16 protein-coding genes, 3 pseudogenes and 1 other annotated feature are annotated in these 23,324 nt (G+C 36.0%); of the genes and pseudogenes, 15 read left to right on the top strand and 4 right to left on the bottom strand.

The annotated features are described in order from the left end of the window. The first annotated feature begins 11 nt into the window (after positions 1-11). The gene (locus JOC86_RS20405; RefSeq protein WP_205174804.1) at positions 12-1,214 is read left to right on the top strand and encodes a CbiX/SirB N-terminal domain-containing protein; all 1,203 of its coding nucleotides are present in this window, start codon (positions 12-14) and stop codon (positions 1,212-1,214) included. A gap of 515 nt (positions 1,215-1,729) precedes the next feature. Here JOC86_RS20405 and JOC86_RS20410 read toward each other — a convergent pair. Further along, positions 1,730-2,646 (bottom strand): annotated as a pseudogene (locus JOC86_RS20410) (class I SAM-dependent methyltransferase). Between the two features lie 272 nt (positions 2,647-2,918). Between JOC86_RS20410 and JOC86_RS20415 the strand changes: the two are divergent. The 3 genes from JOC86_RS20415 (at position 2,919) to JOC86_RS20425 (ending at position 4,990) form a co-directional block, all read left to right on the top strand. Continuing rightward, on the top strand, positions 2,919-3,449 hold the full coding sequence (locus tag JOC86_RS20415) for a GNAT family N-acetyltransferase (protein WP_205174978.1): 531 nt from the start codon (positions 2,919-2,921) through the stop codon (positions 3,447-3,449). Beyond that, positions 3,422-3,844 (top strand): VanZ family protein, encoded by a 423-nt coding sequence (locus tag JOC86_RS20420; RefSeq protein WP_205174805.1) that lies wholly within the window; start codon positions 3,422-3,424, stop codon positions 3,842-3,844. Before JOC86_RS20415 ends, JOC86_RS20420 begins: the two co-directional genes overlap by 28 nt. 251 nt (positions 3,845-4,095) lie before the next feature. Continuing rightward, positions 4,096-4,345 (top strand) — a binding site (T-box leader). 81 nt (positions 4,346-4,426) lie between these two features. Then, entirely contained in the window at positions 4,427-4,990 is a 564-nt protein-coding gene (locus tag JOC86_RS20425) for a GNAT family N-acetyltransferase (protein WP_205174806.1), read from the top strand. A gap of 308 nt (positions 4,991-5,298) precedes the next feature. Here JOC86_RS20425 and JOC86_RS20430 read toward each other — a convergent pair whose 3' ends face one another. After that, on the bottom strand, positions 5,299-5,694 hold the full coding sequence (locus JOC86_RS20430) for a VOC family protein (RefSeq protein ID WP_205174807.1): 396 nt from the start codon (positions 5,692-5,694) through the stop codon (positions 5,299-5,301). Positions 5,695-6,171: 477 nt separating this feature from the next. On the opposite strand from JOC86_RS20430, the gene JOC86_RS20435 reads away from it, so the two are divergent. Both JOC86_RS20435 and JOC86_RS20440 read left to right on the top strand, forming a co-directional pair. Beyond that, positions 6,172-6,981 (top strand): DUF5694 domain-containing protein, encoded by an 810-nt coding sequence (locus tag JOC86_RS20435; protein WP_205174808.1) that lies wholly within the window; start codon positions 6,172-6,174, stop codon positions 6,979-6,981. A 120-nt stretch (positions 6,982-7,101) separates the two neighbouring features. Beyond that, positions 7,102-7,611: a DinB family protein gene (locus JOC86_RS20440; protein ID WP_205174809.1), complete on the top strand. Its 510-nt coding sequence runs from the start codon at positions 7,102-7,104 to the stop codon at positions 7,609-7,611. A 607-nt stretch (positions 7,612-8,218) separates the two neighbouring features. On the opposite strand, the pseudogene JOC86_RS20445 reads toward JOC86_RS20440, so the two are convergent. Continuing rightward, positions 8,219-8,773 (bottom strand): annotated as a pseudogene (locus tag JOC86_RS20445) (PLP-dependent aminotransferase family protein); the annotation flags it as partial. Between the two features lie 254 nt (positions 8,774-9,027). On the opposite strand from JOC86_RS20445, the gene JOC86_RS25365 reads away from it, so the two are divergent. From JOC86_RS25365 to JOC86_RS20490, 9 genes and pseudogenes are all read left to right on the top strand, one after another. Next, positions 9,028-9,279, top strand: a complete 252-nt coding sequence (locus JOC86_RS25365; RefSeq protein WP_419096138.1) for a dihydrofolate reductase family protein — start codon at positions 9,028-9,030, stop codon at positions 9,277-9,279. A 448-nt stretch (positions 9,280-9,727) separates the two neighbouring features. Next, positions 9,728-11,218: a multicopper oxidase family protein gene (locus JOC86_RS20455; protein ID WP_419096139.1), complete on the top strand. Its 1,491-nt coding sequence runs from the start codon at positions 9,728-9,730 to the stop codon at positions 11,216-11,218. A 1,836-nt stretch (positions 11,219-13,054) separates the two neighbouring features. Next, positions 13,055-14,587, top strand: coding sequence for an NADH dehydrogenase subunit 5 (locus JOC86_RS20460; RefSeq protein WP_205174811.1), 1,533 nt, complete (start codon positions 13,055-13,057; stop codon positions 14,585-14,587). Then, positions 14,587-17,211 (top strand): DUF2309 domain-containing protein, encoded by a 2,625-nt coding sequence (locus tag JOC86_RS20465; protein WP_205174812.1) that lies wholly within the window; start codon positions 14,587-14,589, stop codon positions 17,209-17,211. Before JOC86_RS20460 ends, JOC86_RS20465 begins: the two co-directional genes overlap by 1 nt. A gap of 61 nt (positions 17,212-17,272) precedes the next feature. After that, positions 17,273-17,834, top strand: a pseudogene (locus tag JOC86_RS20470) (carbonic anhydrase). A gap of 51 nt (positions 17,835-17,885) precedes the next feature. Further along, complete coding sequence (locus JOC86_RS20475; protein WP_205174813.1) at positions 17,886-18,248, top strand: Na-translocating system protein MpsC family protein; 363 nt, start codon at positions 17,886-17,888, stop codon at positions 18,246-18,248. Between the two features lie 650 nt (positions 18,249-18,898). Continuing rightward, the gene (locus tag JOC86_RS20480) at positions 18,899-19,117 is read left to right on the top strand and encodes a hypothetical protein (protein ID WP_205174814.1); all 219 of its coding nucleotides are present in this window, start codon (positions 18,899-18,901) and stop codon (positions 19,115-19,117) included. A gap of 301 nt (positions 19,118-19,418) precedes the next feature. Beyond that, positions 19,419-19,943 carry a YcxB family protein gene (locus tag JOC86_RS20485; protein WP_205174815.1) on the top strand — a complete coding sequence of 175 codons (525 nt, stop codon included), beginning with the start codon at positions 19,419-19,421 and terminating at the stop codon, positions 19,941-19,943. A gap of 268 nt (positions 19,944-20,211) precedes the next feature. Further along, positions 20,212-20,658, top strand: coding sequence for a hypothetical protein (locus JOC86_RS20490; protein WP_205174816.1), 447 nt, complete (start codon positions 20,212-20,214; stop codon positions 20,656-20,658). Between the two features lie 179 nt (positions 20,659-20,837). Here the strand turns inward: JOC86_RS20490 and JOC86_RS20495 are convergent, their stop codons facing one another. After that, the gene (locus JOC86_RS20495; RefSeq protein ID WP_205174817.1) at positions 20,838-22,880 is read right to left on the bottom strand and encodes a LamG-like jellyroll fold domain-containing protein; all 2,043 of its coding nucleotides are present in this window, start codon (positions 22,878-22,880) and stop codon (positions 20,838-20,840) included. Between the last annotated feature and the right edge of the window lie 444 nt (positions 22,881-23,324).

Here is a 23,324-nt window from a genome sequence, read left to right on the forward strand (position 1 = left end):
GAGGCCAACTTATGACAACCTGGAATTTAGAGCAAATGCAGCGTCACCTGCTCATTTGTAATGGGGCAACCTGTATGGGAGCAGGAGCAGAAGAAGTCACACAGCAAATTCGTAAGGAAATCCGAAAAAACCGTTTGGATGAGCATATTCATACCTCGCGTACACGCTGTAACGGCCGTTGTAAAGATAAATGTGTCGTCATTGATTACCCAAAAGGGACCTGGTATTCGGTTCAGCAAGAAGAAACGGCACGTGACATCGTTCATGAAGCTGTTAAAGAGGATGCTGTCATTTATTCTATGGAACACGGTGAACGCAAACGCCGGGATAACCGTATTAAAGGAATCGATAAATATAAGAAAGGAAAGGGACCAATGAAAAAAGCTATATTATTTGTCGGGCATGGCAGCAGGATGGAGGAAGGGAATATAGAAGTCCGCCAATTTGTCGGTCAAATGAGAGAATACATTGATCCAGCCCTTTTGGTGGAAACGTGTTTTTTAGAATTTGCCTCACCAACTATTGAAGATGGCATTCAGCTCTGTGTGGAAAAAGGTGCGGATGAAATCCATGTCATTCCCATCATCTTATTACATGCAGGACACTCAAAGCTGCACATTCCAGCAGAAATTGAACATGCCAAAGAGCATTTCCCCGATGTTCAATTTACCTATGGCCAGACGATAGGGGTGCATGAGGAAGTATTTGAAATTTTAAAAACAAGACTTACAGAAACAGGCTTTGATATGGATCAAAAGCATGAGGATACGGCGATTTTATTAATTGGACGGGGCGGCAGCGATCCATATGCCAATGCTGATTTTTATAAGATTAGCAGATTGTTATGGGAAAAGTTAAATGTATCCATCGTTGAAAGCGCCTTTATGGGGGTAACGACGCCAACTGTGCAGGATGGGATGGAGCGCTGTATGAAACTAGGTGCCAAAAAAATCATCATGCTGCCGTATTTCTTATTTACAGGAATTCTAATGGAAAGAATGAATAAAATGGCCGAACAGTTTAAAGAGACTTATCCTCATCTATCCATAGAGATTGCTGAATATTTTGGCTACCATCCAAAGTTAAGAATGGTCCTGTTAGAACGTATGAATCAAGCCTTAAACGGGACTTCAACAGGAATGCAAGACTTAGAAAATTTCCGTAAATATGCGAAAGAACATGGATATGAACATCATCACCATCACCATAATTAAATGGCTAGAAAACCGGATCGATTACTGGAGGCTCGTTTTTCATTTACCACTTTTCACTAGTAATAAATTGTACTTTTGCAGTACCCTCATTTAGGTTTCTTTTTTTATGTTATAAGAAATAGTGTTGTTAACAGATTGCAGTAGATTTGTTCATGATAAATAAGAGGGTTGGGTGGTTGCTCCCTGTGGTATGTGTCGGGAGTTAATTAGTGATTATGGGAAAAATACAGATGTAATCATTTATAATGATAAATTAGGTAAAGTGTAATGTAATAGAGTTATTACCAGTAAAATATACAAGTGATATTGAATATTTTCATCTTCCTAAAACGGGGCAATAGCGGAAGACCATTATTATCTTTTAAGAGTATCTTGAAATCAAGCCTTCACGAAGCGGCTATATGTGGAAGAACTTTATAGTAAGGAAAATTAAATAGATAAATCTTAGATAAAAATAAGTACAACCTCCCAATCTTAGGGAAGATTGAGAGGTAAGTCGGTTATTAACCGAAATATTATTTTTTTACAGCATGGATGTAATGAATCGTTTCGAATGCAGATAAGTAGTCAGTACGATTTCGAAAGAATTGATTATTAATCGTAACAGGGGATAAATGTTCATAAATGAGTAACCTGACTTTTCTAACATTTTCTCCATTTCATCATAAGTAAAACATGATTTCATAGGCTCACCACTAGCTGAAGCCATTTGAACCATATTTTGAACTCGGTTAGACATTCCTTTTTCTTCAAAGAGTTTGTCGTCTGCATAATCAAAAACGATAGAACTTCCAGATGGAACTTTGGTAAATAATTTAGTAATCAAGTTGGCATTTTCCTCTTTTGTTAAATAATAAGAAACACCTAAAAAACTAAAAAAAGTTTTTCTGTTAGGCATAAAACATTCTTCAACAAGATTTTGAAGAGTAAATTCTTTGGTGAAATCCATTGAAACAAAATGAAGATTATCCGGAATTTGATAATGAGCATTTGCTAACCTTGTCTTTTTAAAGTCTTGTGTGGCTGGATAATCTACTTCAAATATTTCTAAGCTGTCGTTTAATTCTGGATGTCGGAAACAAAAGGTATCTAAGCCAGCTCCTAGAATGACATACTGTTTCACGCCTAGCGACATTTCATGAAATAATATATTTTCGCAATAGGCAGCACGTGCTAAAGGAGTTGGAGAAAGTTGGACTTGTGTAATCCATTTTAAAATTTCATCTGGATGATCTTCAAACTTCTTGGCAATTTCTTTATTAAAGAATTGAATTCCTTTAATCATGTTCTCACGAATATCTAAACATTCTTTTTGGGTAATTAAATCTCTTGCAATAAAATCATCAAAAATTTGGGGTGTATCATATTTACTGTGGTATGCTCGACCAAAGGCTGATATTAAGGAAGTTAAACTTGATTCATTTTTCTTCATACATAAATCCTCCCATATGACAAAAATAAGATCCCCCTGGCCAGGAGAATCTTATTATACACAGAAAAATGTTAAATGTAAATTATAGCATAAATAAAAAATTTTGTCAACAAAAAACACTTTGTTTGATAATAACTAATAAATTCCCTTGTAGGAAACTAAGATATTCTTCTATATATTATGGGAGAAATTCTATTTTAAGTGGTAAAGGATATTACTCAACAAAAGGGCGTTCTTTTTACGAATTTGAAATTTTTAAAGGGGGGGAAAATATGTACATAAGAACAGAAAGATTAATTATACGTAATTTTGAATTGGATGATTGGGAAGAAGTACATGAGTATACTTCCAAAAAGAGTGTGATGAAATATATGCCAGAAGGTGTATTAACAAAAGAAGAAACAAAGGAGTTTGTAAAGGGAAATATGGGTGATTCAGCTGAAAAATTCCCCGTAATACTAGCTGATGAAGATATTTTAATCGGGCATGTAGAGTTCTTCAAATATTTTGGAGAGCATTCTTATGAAATAGGGTGGGTATTTAACCCTGAATATTACAATAAGGGTTACGCTTCGGAAGCTGCATCTGCATTATTAAAATATGGTTTTGATGATCTAAAGATACATAGAATTGTAGCTACATGCCAGCCAGAAAACATTCCTTCTTATCGTGTTATGGAAAAGATTGGAATGAGAAGAGAAGGTTATTTTAAAAAATGCATCCCTCGTGGTGATCAATGGTGGGATGAATATTCCTATGCTATTTTAGAAGAAGAATGGGAGAACCGAATGGCTTCTTCTTAATCGTAAGCGACTTGGGGATAAGTTATGATGCCCCTAGATTTATTTTCAACTTAAGTGATGTTCATCATAATTATATACCTTTTGATACAATTCGAACTTACTTGTTCAATTTTAATCATTATAACCTCGATACTTGGCTGTACAATACTTTTGGAGTTGTTTTTTTATTTATTCCTTTAGGTTTCTTACTTCCATCTGCTTTTTTTAATATAAAAAGTAATAGAACGGTCGTTTTAATATCTCTTTCAGTCAGTATGTTTATAGAGGTTTTACAAAGAGTAACGAACCTTGGAGTATTTGATATAGATGATATGATATTAAATACTATTGGAGCTGCTGTTGGATACTGGATTTATAAAAGTATCTCTAAAAATAAAAAGGCTCATATTCCGTAATCGGTGGGCAATAACGGAAGACCATTATTAATGTCTTGTAAGCTTATCTTGAAATCGAGTCTTCTTCTAAATGGCGCATTTCCGGAGTAAGAAACGCGCTCTTAGGGCCAAATTGTTGTAGATCGAACTTAAATATTATACGGATATTTCACTGTGAAGTTTTATTCTTTCATTAACGATACAGGTTTACTTAGTGAGGAATTTTTTGACAAATCCAAGAATAACAGATATAATTTTTAGAAAATTCTATATTATATGCATTGAAGAGAAGAGTAGTTAAGAAATGGATCTTTACAGAGAGCTCCTATCTGCTGAAAAGGAGTACTATTCGTCTTAATGAATAAAGCCTCGGAGCTTCTTACCAATCTACTTATCATTTAGGGATCGTAAGACGGGTTCTTCCGATATAAAGATAGGGTATGAAAGTACCTGAAGAGGTTGGTATGGTGACATATTAACAAACTGAGGTGGTACCGCGAAGTGATAACTCTCGTCCTCAAGAATGATTTCTTGGAGGTGAGAGTTTTTTATTGCAAACTTTTCATTAGAAATTAATTTTTATATTTAGAGAGGGGTAGTTAAATGAATCCTTTGTTATTAGATGTTCCGTTAAAATTAGAAACAGAGAGACTGATTCTTCGTGCACCACTTCAAACTGGAGACGGGAATATGGTAAACCAAGCAATTAGAGATTCCTTTAATGAATTAAAAGCGTGGTTACCCTTCGCACAAGAACAACCTTCTGTTGAAGAAACAGAGATTAACTTGAGAAATGCTCATATAAATTTTTTAAAAAGAGAAAGCTTTCGTTTTCTTATCTTTCATAAAGGTACCGATGATTTTATTGGAACAACGAGTCTTCAGGGGATAGATTGGGACATACCAAAATGTGAAATTGGATATTGGGTCAACACAAAGTTTGGTAGCAAGGGATATATGACAGAAGCAGTGAAGGAATTAACAAACCTGGGGCTAAATCATATTAAATTTAATAGAATTGAAATTAGGTGCGAATCAACAAATTTGAAAAGTCGATGTATACCTGAAAGGCTTGGATTTGAGTTAGAAGGAACATTGAGGAATGATGACTTATCCGCAGACGGGACCAAACTAACTGACACTTGTATTTATTCGATCGTTTCATAAAGCCTTCTCTGGATTGTACTTAATCAAAAGGGGCAAATTGCTATTATTCATTTATAGGATTGGATAAATACGATTCAAAAGTGGAGGATAAAATGATTTTCTTTAATATAGATGGGACTTTGCTTGACTACGATTATGCAGAACGGGAAGGAATTTTGAACTAACCCTATTTATTTCAATAGAAGATCCAGATGGTAATCCTATTTTAATCGATCAACATCGTTAAGCGGGAAGCCTCCATAGAATAGTAAAAAATGATGAAAATAGAAAAGGCACGATAAAAGTGCCTTTTCTATTAAGGATGCATTCTATTTTGCATTTACATCTGGTTGATGAATGCCAAAGATATTTCCTTCTGGATCCTTATAGTACCCTTGCCAAGCCATGCCAGGCAGAGCGTATTTTGGCAATGCTACCACGCCGCCATTATCAAGAATTTTTGCTTCAATAGCATCGTAATCTTCTACTCCCATTGTACATGCATAGCCATTTAAAGGCTGGTTTGGTTCTGGAGGAGGACTTTGACGTTTCATTAAAGCCCCGTTTATTCCAGGCTCCTCTTCACCGCCAGTCACTGCCCCAAAATAAGGCATTCCAGCATATCCGCTCCAATCTTCAAATGTCCACCCAAATACTTCTCCATAAAACGTTTTAGCACGGTCCATGTCATCGACGTGAATTTCGAAATGAATTAATCTCCCCATGATTACCTCCTAATTTTTCATAAAGATATAAGGAATGAAAGCCTTTAGTATATATTTTCTACTAATCTAATGGACACTCCTTCTTCGTATGGTAGTAAATAATAATTCCGGAGTAAGAAAAGCGATCTTTCTTTATGAATAGGGCTGATTGTGGAAGTAATCGGTGCTTATCTGAATAAGGTAAGCGTTTTTTGACGGAAAAAAGATTGAGTTGAACTCTTGGCTTTGAAATAATTGGTATTAAGTAATAGGGCAGTCTTGCTGAACATCATGATGAACTAAAGGGGGGGTATGTGGTGGGAGTATAATGGGTTTGAAGGAACTTTTATAGCAATGTTGCCTGGAATTTTGTTATTGGGAACGAAAAGTAAAAGAAAGTTAACTATTCCCTTTTCTATATAGGGAATTGGTCTCCTTTTTATCTTGGAGTCGGAGTATATAAAAGATTAGGTAAAAATGAATAATGTATCGTCTTGAGTGAAGGAGTGGCTTGGTATCAACGGTAAATCAACAATATTTATTCTAGGAACCCATCATTTAGACAATCCAGTTAATGGTGATATGTTTATCCCGAACGTAGAGGGTATCCTTTCTGATAAAAGGCAAAGAGAAATAAATAATGTAGTAGATTGTTTAAAAGAGTTCCGTCCAACAAAGGTGGCTCTAGAAGTATTAAAAGAAAATCAAAATCATTTAAATCAAGAATATAGGTCTTTTCGTAACGGAGATTTTCCATTGACGACAAATGAACGTCATCAATTTGGTTTTCAACTAGCAAGTAAGATGAATCTTGAAGAAATATTTGCGGTAGATTGGAACTATAAAATAGAGGGTGTTCCAAATGTTGGGTCTTGGGCAAAAGAAAACAATTCTGAAATATTTGAAGAAGTTGCCACAAAAGAAGAACAAAGGACAAAAAAGGTTGAGAACTTTCTTCAAAACCATACGATAAGAGAATATCTACTTTGGTTAAATGACCCTGAAAACATTAAATCCACACAGGAATCCTATATGAAACTCGCATTAATTGGTAATGAAGAGAATCCAGTTGGGGCTATGTGGACTGCTCAGTATTGGTACTATCGTAATATGGTCATCTATAAAAACTTAGTAGAATTAGTAAATTCACAGGAGGAAAGAATTTTTCTTCTTTATGGTGCTGGACACCTTCATTTACTTATCCAGTTCCTTCAGGAGAGTGGATTTTTTATTGTCAAAACAGCTAGTGATTACCTTGTTCCCTCAATTATAGGGCGTTTCAATAGAATAAGAACAAACGGGCATTAATGGAGTAACGCCTTGTAGAATTTTTGGAAATTTGAAATAATTGTTATTGAGCTAAAAATGCATGGCGACAGTCCCACACCCGCCAAAGCATAAATAACTATTCCGATGAGGAGGATTCTTGTGCGTCCACGACCATTATCTATTGAAAATCCAGAGAATGATAGGTATGTTAGTCTTGTGCCAGATGGGGATATTGAAGAAATACTTAGTAAGCAACGAACTAAGACCATTACCTTCTTGAGCAGCATATCAGAGGAGTCAGCAAGGAAGGCGTACGCACCAGGGAAATGGACTTTAAAAGAAGTGATTGGGCATATGGCCGACGCGGAACGTGTGATGTCGTATCGAATGCTTGCCATTGCGCGAAATGAAAGTGCGCCACTCCCAGCAATGGATCAGGATCAATACGTTTCTGCGGCAAACTTCAACAAATTATCCTGGGAGCAGCTACTAGCTGGTTTAGACACGGTACGCTCCAACACGTTAAGTCTTATTTCAACCATTGATGATGCAGCATGGGATCGTAGTGGAACTGTAATGAATAGCCCGGTTTCGATAGGGACCATTGCATATGGCATTGTCGGGCACGAGTTACACCATTTGAAAGTGATTAGCGATAAGTACTTATAAGTCTTTTTCTAACAATGTACCTTGAACCCATCACGACAAAGGACCGGAAATAGTTGGTGGAAAAAAATGTATTAACCTCGAAGAGCAATTATACAATAAAGATGTATATTCACAGGCATCTATAGAAAACTAAGCCTCTCTATAGATGCCTCCTTTTTATGTGTTTAGTCTTCCATCAAAAGGACGCACTACTTGAATAAGAAGGTGTCCCTAATTAAACAGCCCATTAATGGTAGGAGGAGATTTAATTGATGGCAGCCTCTGTTTATATTGGGTATTAATTAATGCCGATAAGTTTTTTGTCTTAACCTTATTTCGATTATGAAAAAGATAAAAAATGATGAGAAGACTACAAATTAATACATTTTGGTTAACGTTGTCATTTGTCATGATTATATGGAGTATCTCTATAATGGCTGTTGTTGCAGCAGAATGAGTATCAATTTTCCCAAGAAGAAAAAACTTTTTCTTGGATTACAGTCTTCAATTATAGGGCGAAAGAATTGAACATTAATAGACAGCAATCCATTTTCTTATTCTTCATGAAAATAAAGTTGCAGGTATGGAAAAAGACCTTAATTGGATCAAACCAGATAAGGTCTTAAAATTACTTCTCGTGTAGTACCTTATTAATACTCACTAGTTTTATACATAAACATAATACTTCTATAGCTGTTTTTAATTCTTTTAGAGTTGGAAAAGTAGGAGCAATTCGAATGTTTCGATCTCTAGGATCTTTACCGTATGGGAATGCAGCACCTGCTTTAGTAAAAGTAACGCCTAGTTGTGATGCAAGCTTAACAACTTCCGTAGCACAACCATCCAAAGTATTTAAACTAATAAAATAACCACCGTTTGGTTTGCTCCATGATGTGATTTCATAATCACCTAATTGAGAATTTAGTACGTTTAATACCATATCAAACTTAGGTTTAATAAATTGAGCATGCTTTTTCATATGGAGTGTTATATTTTCTAAGTCTTTAAAAAAGCGAACGTGACGCAGTTGATTAATCTTGTCTGGACCGATTGTTTGAATAGCAAGTTGTTTTTTAATAAAAGTAATGTTTTCTTCACTAGCAGCCATCACAGAAACACCAGAACCTGGGAATGTTATTTTTGATGTAGAAGCAAATATAAACACACGGTTTGGGTTTCCTGCATGCTAGGATGTTTTCTGGAGATAGAACAAGTAAGGTCAATACATTTTTCAAACTTTCACAAATTGACCGAAAAGTTTTCGATTTAGCAGCTGAAAAAACAGGCGCTATGATCGTTGGCAGACGTACTTACGACATCGTTAATGGCTGAGGCGGCAGTCACCCGTTAAAAAATGTCCCTGTATTTGTACTTACTAACAGTATCCCTGACGACCACTCTGAAGGTACTACGCCATTTACTTTTATAACAGACGGGATTGAACAAGCTGTAAAACAAGCGAAGCAAGCAGATGGTGCTAAGGATGTAAGCATTGGCACCGCAAGTGTCGCACAACAATGTATACAAGTTGGTTTGTTAGATGTATTCGATTTACATATCGCCCCTGTCTTGCTCGGTAAGGGCGTACGCTTGTTTGATCACATTGGACAAGATACAGTAACATTGAAATCAACTGAAGTACTTGAAGGTACAGGCGTTGTACATGTTAAATATGATATTGTGAGATGATTTGACCGAATAAAACCATGAGTAAAGGCTCTAAAGATGCACCGCCTCAATTACATCCTTATACCAGCTAATTTGAGTTCTATCCCTATTCCACAATCGGGCGCTTAAATGGAATAAGAATAACACCCCATCATAAATTTGATGGGGTATTTAATCTTCCTTATTTCTCTGCTTGGATAGAAACACGACAAGCTCAAAATCTTTTAAACTTATTATTTAATTCAAATGGGTCAATTAATGGAGGAACGAAGTAGAGCCCAATTTCTCATTTTGATACCGAAAAATTGGGCTTTTAATATGAGGTTTCCTTATCGTTGTAAATGCGGTTTCCTGACTATTCTTCATTTAAGTAATTAAAAATTTTCCAGTAAAATGCATATTTTCTTCATATTTTTTTATTACACTTAAAAAAACACTCAGGAAAAGAGAGGGAAACAAAATGATAGGAATAAAAATGAAGACTACCGCAATGATGATTAGTCTATTGGTTATCAGTGGTTGCAGTAGTAACAATTCAAAACCTGACGAAGAAATGGACCATTCTACTATTAATAAAGATATGGAAGAAATTGATCAGAACACGACGGAGAATGGCCACAGGAGTCATGATGAAATGGTAAGTTTAAACGACTCAACAGGGGAAAATGAATTAGAAATTCCTGCCATGCTTGAACGCGATAATGAAAAAGGAATCGTTTACACTGTTCGAGCACAAAAAGGGAAAACAGAAATATTTGATGGTACTGAAACGAAAACGTATGGATACAACGGGGCATTTTTAGGACCGGTGCTTCGTCTTGAAAAAGGTGATATGGTGAAAATTAGAACGATAAATGAGCTTGAAGAGAATACAACATTTCATTGGCATGGGCTTGAAGTATCGGCAGATGCGGATGGTGGGCCGCATAATACTCTAAAACCGGGAGAAGAAAAGGTGATTGAATTTAAAGTGGCACAAGAGGCGTCAACTTTATGGTTCCATCCCCATCCTGAAGGCATAACTGCTGAACAGGTATATAATGGACTTGCAGGATTGATTTATATCGAGGATGACAATTCGAAAAATCTGGGATTGCCAAATGATTATGGGAAGAATGATATTCCCTTGATTTTTCAAGATAGAAATTTTGATGATAAGAAGCAATTGAATTACAACGCTGCAATGAATGATGACGGAACAATCGGCGATACGTTATTGATCAATGGGACACTGAATCCCAAGTTGACTGTAAATAAAGAGAAAGTACGTCTTCGTTTATTAAATGGATCTAATGCGAGGAATTACACTTTTAAATTGAATACCGGGGATTCTTTTGTTCAAATTTCAACGGATGGCGGCTTCTTGAATGAACCGGTGACACTGAAAGAAATTACACTGACCCCATCCGAAAGAGCGGAAATAGTTGTTGATTTTTCTCAGCTTAATACAGCAAATGACTTGGCGTTAATAAATGAGGATGAATCTATCCTATTACCATTTGAGGTTTCTGATCAAAGCGGAGAGATTAATAAGATTCCGGGAGAGATGAATAATTTTTCAATAACAGAAGAAGAGAAGGACTTGCCAGTTACAAAGAAGGTGGAACTCTTTGGGATGAAGGACCAGGTAACGATAAATGGAAAAAAATTTGATCCGGAAAGAATTGATTTCACACAACAGCAAGGGGTCACTGAAGTATGGGAAATTTACAATAAGCCGGACATGATGGGTGGAATGATTCATCCATTCCACATTCACGGAACGCAATTTAAAATACTCTCAAGAGATGGAGAAGAGCCACCGGAAAATGAACGAGGATGGAAAGACAGTATTTCCATACAACCAGGTGAGAGGGTAAAAATAGCTATACAATTTAAGCATAAGGGCGTGTATATGTTCCATTGTCATATTCTTGAACATGAAGACAACGGTATGATGGGACAGCTAAAAGTGGAATAAACTTCAATCCAATAATGTGTGGAAATTCGTAATATTAACACTAAACATGCAGAAAATGAATTATTAAAACAGCCAGTGTAGATTAGTTCACTCTGGCTGTTTGAAAAATTTACATTAAATTAATTCATATGAAAGAAAGGAATATTTGATATTGATGATTCGATTTTAAATACTTTGGGTTTAGTATTGAAGATGATTAGACAAAGAGTCCTAATGAAGTTAAAAAGAAAGAGCTTTTACAACTGATTTTGAAGTATATGATGAAAGATCATCTAAAGTTCCACAAAATGCTCAGGTGGATATTTATATTTCTGTTAATAGTAGATGAAGACTATGTATAATAATAGCTAATATGAGATCTGATTCCAGAATCTGGTGATATAATAAGAACAACCCCCATCGTTCAAGAGATGGAATTTTAGTATTTCTTTGTTCAGCCTAAAACTGTACATACTTTTAAATTTTTTTTATTCACAAAAGGGCTATATTATTGAACAAGCCTTATAAAATGATAATTGACTGACTGAGTTCTTTAATCAGGTCTACCTTCCTAAAGGTAATCTTTTTTACAAACGCTGTTTATTTGCGTGTATTGAAGATGATAGACCCATTGGAACTTGCTTTTTATGGAATTCCTATAATCAAATATGGACGATACAATGGTTTGAAGTGGTAAAAGAATATGAAGGGAAAGGGGTCGGTTGAGCGTTACTGTCCCATGTTATGAGATCCCTGCCACACGAAGAATACCCAGTGTTCTTGCATACTCATCCCTCTGGATATCGAGCAATAAAATTATACTCTGATGTAGGTTTTAAACTATTAACTGATCCTGTAATTGGAAATAAAAAAATGAGTTAGAAGAAAGTTTACCTATTTTGGATAAGTATATGCCAAAGTTAGATTTTGATAAACTACAGTTTAATCAAGCTCCAACATCGTTCTTAACTGCGGTTAGCTCCTCAAGTATAGATGAATTTTAAAGATGAAATCTGTAGTATTCCGTTATAGGGCCTTTAATGGAATAAGAACAACACCCCATCATAAAATGATGGGGTGTTGTTCTTATTCCATATTTCTTTTCTTGAAACACTCATACTCAAAATCTTTTAATCTTATTATTCAACAAATGGGCCCGTTAATGGAACAACACATTATTACAGAGTAGACTCTTATTGCGCAACAAACAACTTTTTTTGATGAGTTTGTAAAGGAATGTATTAAGCTAAAACGATAGTTATCAAATAGGTTGTTTATAAAAGAGGGAATTGATACTTCATTCTCCGTATTCCAACATCTAAGATGAATTCCATTGAAATAGTATATGGGGTTTTTCTTGTTGACAATTTTTAAAATTTAGCTTATCTTATACTTAACTTAATAATCGGCAGATGTATATTTTCGCCTTTTAAAATAATTAGACCTTTAGCATTCTTTTAATATTTAATATTGACTGGATGAAAAAGTACCCTAATATAAAGGGGAAGAGTAACATAAATCGATTTATTTATTTCATAATCAAGGGACTAAATTAAAGTTATACCGATGCTTTCTTTAGAAGGAAGTTATAACATAAAGTAATATGACCTATAAAAAGGTAGTTCTTCAAAAAACTTTGTTGAAGTTAGTTGAAGTAAAACCGACAATTTTCAAGGCTCAATGATTTTAAATCATCATTGAAGTTTTGAGGTTGTCGGTTTTTTTTTTGAGTAAATACAAATGTATTCAAAAAATCGTAATGGAGCAAATGAAATGTATGACTTTTTAGAAAGATATATGACCTTTTCTAAAAGTAATTTTTTATGTGTTAACGCCGTTTAGAAGGGAGAATGTTTTGTGTTAGGTTCTTTGAGTTCATCATCATGGTTATTATTATTTTTTATTATTCTTGTTATTTCTGGACTTAGTGGTCTTTTGTTTTTACATCCACGGATACCATTAAGTTTTGTACGTATTCATATCGGTATCGTGGCTTTACCATCTCTAGTTTCCTTATTGGCTCTCACTAATAACAGTGTGAATGGAGGTGATGGTCCTTGGTACCTAGATTCCTTAGCTTGGTTAATGGTCTTCTTTGTTCTTACAATTGGATTAATCATTCAGCGTTTTTCTGTACGTTATTTAATGGGAGATCGTTCTTATCGAAAGTATTTTACGCTTTTTACTTTCACTACAGGTGTTGCTTCAGTTACATGTTTAAGTGCTGATCTCCGTTTAATGGTCATATCTTGGGGAGCTACTCTCTTCGGTTTATTCTTACTGATAAGGTTAAACAGTACATGGAAAGTAGCAAGTGAAGCAGCTAAGGTTTCTGGTCGATTATTTATATTAAGTTGGTTTTCATTATTATTCGCGATGATTTGGCTTTTTCAAGTCACAGGTCAATGGCAGTTATCATTAGGTCTAACAAATGAAAGTTTAGCTCAACTTGGAGTATGGGAGAGAACAGGGATTAATTTATTGATTGTATTAGCAGTGATAATTCCTGCGGCCCAATGGCCTTTCCAAAGGTGGTTAATTGAGTCTGTAGTTGCTCCGACTCCTGTTTCAGCGATTATGCACGCAGGTTTAGTAAATGCAGGTGGGATTATGCTAGCTCGATTTTCACCTCTATTTAATGGTGATATAGCTTCGATTATTCTACTTATGCTAGCAAGCATTTCTGTATTGATTGGATCTGGTATTAGTTTAGTTCAGGTCGACTATAAACGTCAGCTAGTAGGCTCCACGATTGGACAAATGGGGTTTATGCTCATTCAGTGTGCATTAGGAGCGTATATTGCAGCCATTATTCATCTTATCTTACATGGTTTGTTCAAAGCTACGCTGTTTTTACAGGCTGGTTCGGCAGTACGTCGTTTCGAAGTACCGACTCGCGTTAATGAAAGGTCATCCTACTTATGGCTCATGGCTGGTCGGATTTTAGCCTTAGTTGTAGGAGTTGCTTTTTGGCTCATGGCTCCTGGGGAGGGGTATCAATTGATTAGTGCCCTAATCTTAGGATGGTCATTGTCCGTTTCTTGGACACAGCTCGTAGCTTTTGGAGAGGGGAGAATTGGTCGAATTGCTGGCTTATCATTTTTAGGAGGAGCTGCGATTGTTTATTTTATCATTCATAACCTCTTCTATGAGTGGTTGAGTACAACCGTTTTTCAAAGTGTTCAACCTCCAATGTCAGTTGTCATCATTGTCGTATGTCTCTTATTACTTGGTAGTGCGATAGGTACGTGGGTTGCTCGTAATCGTTCTTCTGTTTCCTTCGCAGTACTTTATCTTTGGTTAGTACGATTAGGTGAAGCAAAACCAAAGTCAGTAGAAAGTCATCCAAACTACCTTAAACAATATTTATCTCAAGGAGGTAATCGGTGATGAGCGGAACTTCTGGATTAATGACAGAAAATGTAAAAAAGAAAGATACAAATATTAATCATCAAGAAAGTGATATTAACGTTTTAATTGAATCTGCTAGTCGAGTGATTGCACCGCTTTGGCCAATTTCTGCATTTGCAGCACGTAATCCGTGGATGGGACTTGAAAAGCAATCTTTTGAACAGGTTGCAGGTTGGTTAAATCATACTCGTGATATTGATATCTACCCTAGTGCTTCTATGATCCTTTCGGCAAAGAGTAAAGGTGAGATTGATGAAGCTTTTGTGAAAATAGGTCTAAAGCGTTGGCTTGATTCACATTCCTTTAATATCCCACGGGACGTGGCAGAGCGATTTTGTCATGCTGCACTAAAATTAGATCCATTACCTTCTAACCTTTTATCATCACTTAAACTGAAGAAATTGGCAGATGAATTTAGTGGACTGAATACGGATCGTATCGAGAATTTTTTAATCCAACCAATAAGTTCGAATATAGAGAACGAAGATGGTGAAAGGTTAGACAATATTCTCGATCATCATGTCATCAAGTGGTGTAAATTATATCTTGATGACTCACAGGCAGGTTGGACAATGCCAAACCGTGATGAAGGTTTCTATCGTGCGTGGCATCGTCTCATTCAACATGATCCGGCACTTAATAAAATTCAGCGTAAAAGATTAAAAGGTTGGCCAAAAGAGGCACATATGGCTTTAAAAGAAGCGTTATTCGCACTAGAAATCCCTAATTCAGAAATACAGACCTATCTTGAAGGTCATTTGCTTTCCTTACCTGGGTGGGCAGGAATGATGCTTTGGCGCTCCCGACAATCAAGCCATGAACATTCACTCTTAACAGAATATTTAGCAGTTCGAATTTCCATGGAGTGGGCTCTATTAAAGCCGTATCTACATTTGACCAATCAACGACCTGAGAAAAAAGTTTCGATTGCTCCCCTTTTAGCATCTTGGATCCATTGGGGGGACCTTACAATCGAGGAATGGTCACAGATGTCTGCCGCTGTACAAAACAGATATTTATCATTTGCCTACAGCTTTGATGAGAAGCTTCGCAGGAAACTTTGGTTAGAAGCTTGGGAACAAACACACACCAATCGATTAAGTCAGAAGATTATCTCTAAACAACGTGAGATCATCGACAAAAAATCTGCACTAGCTCAATTTGCATTCTGCATTGATGTACGATCAGAACCTTTTCGTCGTCAACTTGAAAAAGAAGGTCCGTTTGAAACGATTGGAATTGCTGGTTTCTTTGGATTACCGATTGCAACTAGTGAACTTGGTAGTAATCATAGCCATTCTTCCTTGCCGGTTATACTAAAGCCTCAACATAAAATTAAAGAGACTACTGATGAAAATGAACTCAAATTATATCAACAACGTAAGCAGGCAGTTACTTCCTTAAGCTATACATTTAAAACGATGAAACAGAATGTACTTGCAAGCTTACTTTTACCTGAGCTAAGTGGACCTTGGCTTAGTCTCCAAATGGTATCACGCAGCTTTGTGCCAAGAAGAACAGATCGTTTTATTCGTAACCTTCGTGAGATTTGGTTACGCAAACCTAATACAACGCTCTCGCTTAATCATGTTCATCGTACAGAAGCGGAGATACCTGTCGGTTTTTCTGACGAAGAAAAAGTGAACTATGCCCGCCAAACTTTGAAAATGATGGGGTTAACAAAGAAATTCGCACCATTAATCGTAATATGCGGGCATGGTAGTAAAAGTACCAATAATCCTTATGCTGCAGCTCTTGAATGTGGTGCGTGCGGTGGAGCGGCAGGTGGATTCAACGCTAGGGTCTTAGCTTCTTTATGCAACCTTCCAGAGGTAAGAGAGGAACTTTCTTCTGAAGGAATTGAAATTCCTGAGGACACCGTTTTCGTAGCCGCTGAGCATAAAACAACAGTGGATGAATTACATTGGATTTATGTTCCTGAACTTTCTGAAGCTGCACAGGAAGCATTTGACCGTATCGAAGCTGTTATGCCGAAAGTGAGCCATAATGCAAATGCAGAACGTCTAGCCCAATTACCGAATTTCAAAAAGGAACTTAAAAATCCTAAGGCTGAGGCACATCGATTTGCGGAAGATTGGAGTGAGATACGTCCTGAATGGGGGTTAGCTCGTAATGCCGCTTTTATTATCGGCCAACGTGAACTAACTCAGGATTGTGACTTGGAAGGTAGAGTCTTCCTTCATAATTATGATTGGAATCAGGATGAAAGTGGTGATCTCCTAGCTAACATCATTGCAGGACCAGGAACGGTGACCCAATGGATTAATCTTCAATATTACGCTTCAACGGTCGCACCTCACTATTATGGTAGTGGAAATAAAGCAACTCAAACTGTTACAGCAGGTCTTGGTGTTATGCAGGGGAATGCAAGTGACTTGTTAGCTGGACTACCTTGGCAATCCGTCATGCAATCAGATCACGAGGTTTATCATTCTCCTCTTCGTTTGCTGATTGTCATCCAAGCACCTAGCGAATATGTAAAACGGTTATTAAATAATGATTCAGTATTTCGAGGAAAAGTTCAAAATGGATGGGTTCGACTTGCTAGTGTCGATCCAGATGGACGTTGGGAAAATTGGTAACTGCTATCAACTATTTGCTACTTAAATAACAATTTATAAACATAAAGAAGGGGTGTATTATATGAATTTAGATAAAAATAAAAAAGCACTATTTTTAACGGACATGGAAAACGGGTTGGAGCCTATTTTACAAGAAGTAACGAATATTCGAGCTGAAAACATCCTGACTATACAAAGCTATGGCACCATAATCTCACATCCTTACGGAGATATAATGAGGTCTATTATCATTGCTATTTATCAGGAAAATGTTGAGGAGATTTTTGTAGTAGGAACAAAAGATAAGAGGACTGCCACAGTTAATGTACTAACTCAACTTGAATCAATGAAAAACAAAATGCAAACATTGGATTATCTTTTTCAAAATAGTAGGCCTGAATTTTCATGTGGTACGGTCGATGAATGGCTAAATGGAAAAGAAAATGGTTGTGACAATATCGAAAAAAGTGTTGATATCATTCGTTCTCATCCATTAGTTCCGTCACATTTTAAAGTGCGAGGTTTAATTGTAAATAATAATGATGGAAAATTCTCAATTGTGGAGGTTCCTACTAATAAAGCAGTGTCAAACCTAACCTGATCATCACTTGTCATTTCGGATGAAAATCGTCATAAAGACTTAAAAAGCATATGGAGTAAACCAATTTTTTGGTTTGATAGGAGATGTAGTATAAATGAAAATATCTAAAGGTTCTTATGAATCTGAGATAAGTATGGCAATTACCCAATGGGAAAAGGACTTTCTTGGGCGAGGGTCTGTATCAGTTAAGACAGATATATTAAGAGATATGATTATTGTAAATCTAAAAGGTATTTTAACACCAGCTGAATATACCGTTTGTAAAACAAAAGAGGGCATGTTATCTATAAAGAAAACTCGTTCGGAATTAGTTGAATCAGGTATAGAAGATCTTAATCGTATTATATTAACTATTACGGGAGAAGAAGTGAAAAGTTTTCATACTGATATAAGCTCTCGTACAGGTGAACGAGTGATGGTATTTAAATTATTTAATGATCTAGAGAAAAATCTTTAATGTAAAGAATTAAAGGGATGTCACCTTGTAAATGATAATATTTTAGTAAACAATACTATATTATTATGACTTCGATAACTTATTCGAGTAGGCTGTATATTGGTTATTCTAATTTTATAAGATAAATAATATATAAATGACTTTTTGGAAAATATAGAGACCTTCGCTTATTTTTGTTTTATTGTTATTGCACAGTACAACGAAACTGTGTCATTTATGCTTCTTGGCTTTTTGCTCAAATAACCTGGTAGTACGGAAGATCGGGCAACTGTTACTTTGTGGTTCGGGAACTTTTATGCAAGTAAGCTAACAAAAGGTACTGAAGTATTTTCTACAAAAGAAGAATATAAAAGTGGTGAGGCACCATTTGTAAATCCTAGTAGAAATTGACAGAGAATTACTCGATTACCACGCGTTAATTGAATGCTAGATTCACTTGTTAATCTTCAGCTAAAGGGGTGTTTGCTGAACATCAGCCGCCTCTACGGATACGTCAGCAATCGTTAGCATCTTCGGCTAACCGGCAGGATTATTGAATAAGAGATGATATACTTTTAATGATAAAAATAACTTAATTAGCAAGTTAATTAGGGGAATTTGAAATTGAAGAAGATGGGTGTAATAATAATTTCCGTAGGGTTATTGTCAGTATGTCAAGGGCAGGAACGAATCCAGTTGTTCAAGCTGAATCAAAGGAACAAGGTTTGGTACAGGTAAGTTTGGCAGTTGAAAGTGAGGAAATAAATACTGTTCTGAAACAGTTCCATGAGGAAGAGAAGGAAATCACCGAAGTTAAACCATTAGACCAAAAAGAACAATCAGGTTATGTCGATAGAGTATACGATATTATTTATGTTGAAAATAATTAGAGGGATTGAATCCTTCTTTGACTATTTAATCGTATTGGCAATAATTTTTAAAGTGCCAATTAAAGAGTAAAGTAACTAATTTCCTTGTTCAAATAAAGGATATTTTACTTGAACAAGACAAAATAACAAAAGTCGATTCCTATAACATTCAGGAATCGATTTTTTTATTGGGGGATTTCCTTATAGTCTAAATGAGAATTCCTGACTCTACCGTTAATTTAAAAAGGAATTTCATGCTAGAATAAGTAATAGTGACAATAGAGAGACATTCTTAAATAAAGGGGAATAGGGGGATAATTTAATGGATGAAAACAAAGAAATTTTGATATCAGGAACGTTGAACTATAAGGAGTTCAAAAAATATTTTCGTTACCATACAAGAAAATTGGTATGGGGCTATTTTTTGTTCGTGGTAGTGCTTTTCCTTTTCTTGTTTAGGGATTCTATGTTTGAAGATTGGTTTTCAGTTGTTTTCACTTTGGTACTTTCCTTCATCCTATCAGGGGTGTTCACCTTGATTTTAATGTTCTTGATGCAGATGCGTGTTCGTAAAGAGTATAAAAGTGACCAATTGATAAAAAACCAAATTACGTATAGGATCAGCGATGAGGGTATCCATCAAAAAAATGGAAGGTCCAATGCTTATTTTGAATGGGGAAATATTATATCTGCACACGAACACAAGGAGCTATTTCTTCTCTATATCTCGAAAAACAAAGCCGTTGTTTTACCGAAACGCTATTTCAATTCGTCAGAAGAGATAAGTTCCTTTAAAAAAGTGGTTGGCAAGAACGTGCTGACAAAAAAAGTGAAAATGATGAAATAAAAGTTGAATAATATGAAAGCAATGGGATTGAATTCCGTTGCTTTTCTTTTATGAAGAGATAAATCTATTTAAGATAATTTTAATGAGAATGTTGCTTCAGAAAAGAATAAGATTACCTAGCGATTTATTCCATTAAAGGAAGCGTTGATCTAAGAAGGATTAACGCTTGTTTGTTGAAGATATTGGTTTAACGGGCAGGATAGTGGAATAAGAAATAGATAGCAGGGGGAGAGGTAAAATTAAAAATAAGAAGCGATTAATATCAGCAGTGATTTTAATACTTGTAGTCTTTTATGTTGGTCGTTATTACTATATACATTCTTCAACAAAGCGGGTTTTTGACACGCAAAAACAACTTAGACCAATAGATTATATTGATACAGTTTATGATGATAATGACGCTTATACATTAGCTATTAAGCCGTATCTAGAGGATGGTTATATGCTTTACGCTGCACCAATGCATAGGTCAATTCTTGGGTGGCGAATTGTTCGTATGGGTGGAAATCAATTGAAACCAAATGGTTCTGGAGCACTTGTTTTAGGTAAGGAAAAACAAATAAGTTATGGCATTGTCGACTCAAAGGTTAAAGAAGTTAGATACAAAGGAAAAAAGTTGCCATTTATTAAAAGTGGTAATATGAGAATTTGGTATCACATTTCAGAGCCTACTAATCAGGTTTCAAAAACAAGACCATCGAATATTTTTAAATAAAAAATGGGTCTGTTATATAAAGTCATCTTCAACAAACGGGGCAAAAACTGAAGAACATTAATAATGTCTTTTAAGATTATCTTGAAATCGGTCTTTATGAAAGGGTATAAAAGGAGAATTAATGAATACAGATACATTTTTCTTAATGATGAAAAATGTATCTGCTTTTTTAACTTTACTTATTTTTGAAATAGTTCTGCAGGGAGTTGTGCATCCCAATTTTCTGGGATATCTAGACGTAGCGCATGAGCAACGACGGCAGCAGTATCTATATTTTCTACATCAGACAATACGGTGCCAGGCTTAATAGACTTTCCTTTAGCAGTCCAGAAAATGGTCTGTTCTTCTGGGGAGGAACCACCATGACCATAACCTTTCCCGCCATGATCCGTTGTGATGATCATTAGAGTATCCTTCATCAGTCCTTCTTCTTCTAATGCTTGGACAATTTGCCCCACATGCTGATCCGCTTTTTGTAATGCCTCATACCATTTTCGGCTGCCATATCCATAGTTGTGACCTGCACCATCCACTTCATCCAAATGAACAAAAATATTACGACTGTTTTTACCTTCTGCTTTGATATAGTTCACCGTTTTTTGTGTCGTATTATTATCGTTACCACCATTTACTTTATAAGCACCTGCAGAATCTTCAATGATTCCTTTGTTGATCGGTGACCATGTAGTAAAGGAAGCTTGGTTAAGCATAGGACGCTCTTGTTTCAGCAATTTCATATAAGATGGATAAGGATTTTTTTCAGGGTAGGGATTACCTACATTTCCGTTATTCAGACCATGTTTTGAAGGGACAACTCCATGGAGCATGGATCCCCAGTTTTGCCCACTAATCGTCGGCAGCATTGCTTTGGCTTCATATGTTCCAGCACCTTCACTCATGATCTTCTGTATATTGACTGCATTAGCTTGTGGATCTTTTACTCCATTTCCGGCTCCATCAATTCCGATAAATACAACTCGTTTATAAAGGAAATCATTCTTGTAAGGAGCAAGCTTCTCTTTTACCAAGTTCACATCAGTACGATTCACTTTTTTATCATTGTTAATATCAGCTTTATGAGCACGTTCCCAACGGTTGTCACCTTCATGACTATTTTGGTTTTTTAGGACGAGTTTTAGATCATCCTTCGTTAACAACCCATCTCCCGACACGTCAATGGAGTTGGATACATGTACGTTAGCTGTAGCTGTTTTGCCACCATCCACCGTTTTGGCCGCAATCGTTGCTTCGCCCGCCTTCACTGCGATGATTGTAGGACGGTTATTAATTATTTCGATTTTCGCTACTGTTTCATCACTAGAAATCCATTCCACATCCTTTACCGTTGCATCTGATGGAGAAACCGTTGCTGTCAGTGGCATCGGTGCTCCTGCCTTCAGATTGAGTTCAGTTTGATCCAAAGAAATTGATTCTACTGGTGTCGGTTGAAGTGGAGGTGCACTATCATACATGGCACGGACTTCCGATTCGCTCAAAACATTTCGATAGATTTTAAAATCATCCACTGCGGCAGTAAGAGTGGAACCATAATTACCTGTACCATCTTGTCCGATTTTCGTCGTATAGGAGGTATCAAGAGTTCCTTTCATTCCAGAAATATCAATAGAATGCACTAAGCTACCATCTTTATAAAAGCGGGCACTTCCATCACGATCATGCGTAACAACAATGTGATGCCATTGATTGTCAGCTACATTCGCCATATGATAATCTTTTCGTCCGCTTCCAGATGTCTTGAAGTTCCAATCAAGTTGTTTTGAACTGTTCAACGCTAAATTCCAACCTGTGTTGCTTCCAGAATTCCAACTCTTATTTGAAATAATAGAAGGGTCTCCTTGAATATTTTCTGGTTTAATCCAGAAGGCAACAGAAAAATCTGTGGTCTCTCCAAAACGTAAATCGTCACGATGGCCCAGGTCTACATATTGTCCTTTTGATGTAAAATTAATTGCTTGCCCAATTCGTCCTTGAACATAACCAGGATTGCCTTTGATCTGAGGGGTTATAGCACTTGAAGAGCTATCGACTACATTGTTGTCAAAATTAATGTCAAGAATGGTTCCTTCACTAGCAAATACAACGGATGACATACTACTGTTGGATAAAACAGTAAATGGGATATCTGTACTTGTTACAGAAAGTGACATCGCCAAGGTTAATGAAGTTCCCACGACTACTTTTTTAAACTGGTTAGATTTCATTCATTTTCCCTCCAATTTATAATAATCTGACATGTCAATTGTAGGGAGGGAATGTAAATATATGAGTCGATTTTTGTAAATTTTTTAAAAATGTTGGTAAAAAAACATAATAAACAATATAAAAAGTCATTAAAATCTTTAAAATTAATTTGTTTTATGTTGTTTTTGAGCTAGGTGTTATTTTCATATTAATTCAAGATATCAGCTAATATGAGCTTCTGGTTTATTCCAGAAAAACTGGTGCGATTCTAGAATAGAGGGCACTGCAAAAGTGGTCGTTTTCGAAAAATGAATGATTTTAGGGGGGACAAAAATGTCCCCCTATATGCCAAACGAGCCTTAGAAACGATTCTGGAGGCTCGTTTTTCATTTTAAAAAAATTGTACTTTTGCAGTGCCCTCAGAATAGGAAATGCGTCTTTTTTTTATGTAAAAGGCTAGATAA

Origin of the sequence: Rossellomorea pakistanensis, from assembly GCF_016908495.1 — a bacterium.
Classification (GTDB): Bacteria; Bacillota; Bacilli; order Bacillales; family Bacillaceae_B; genus Rossellomorea; species Rossellomorea pakistanensis.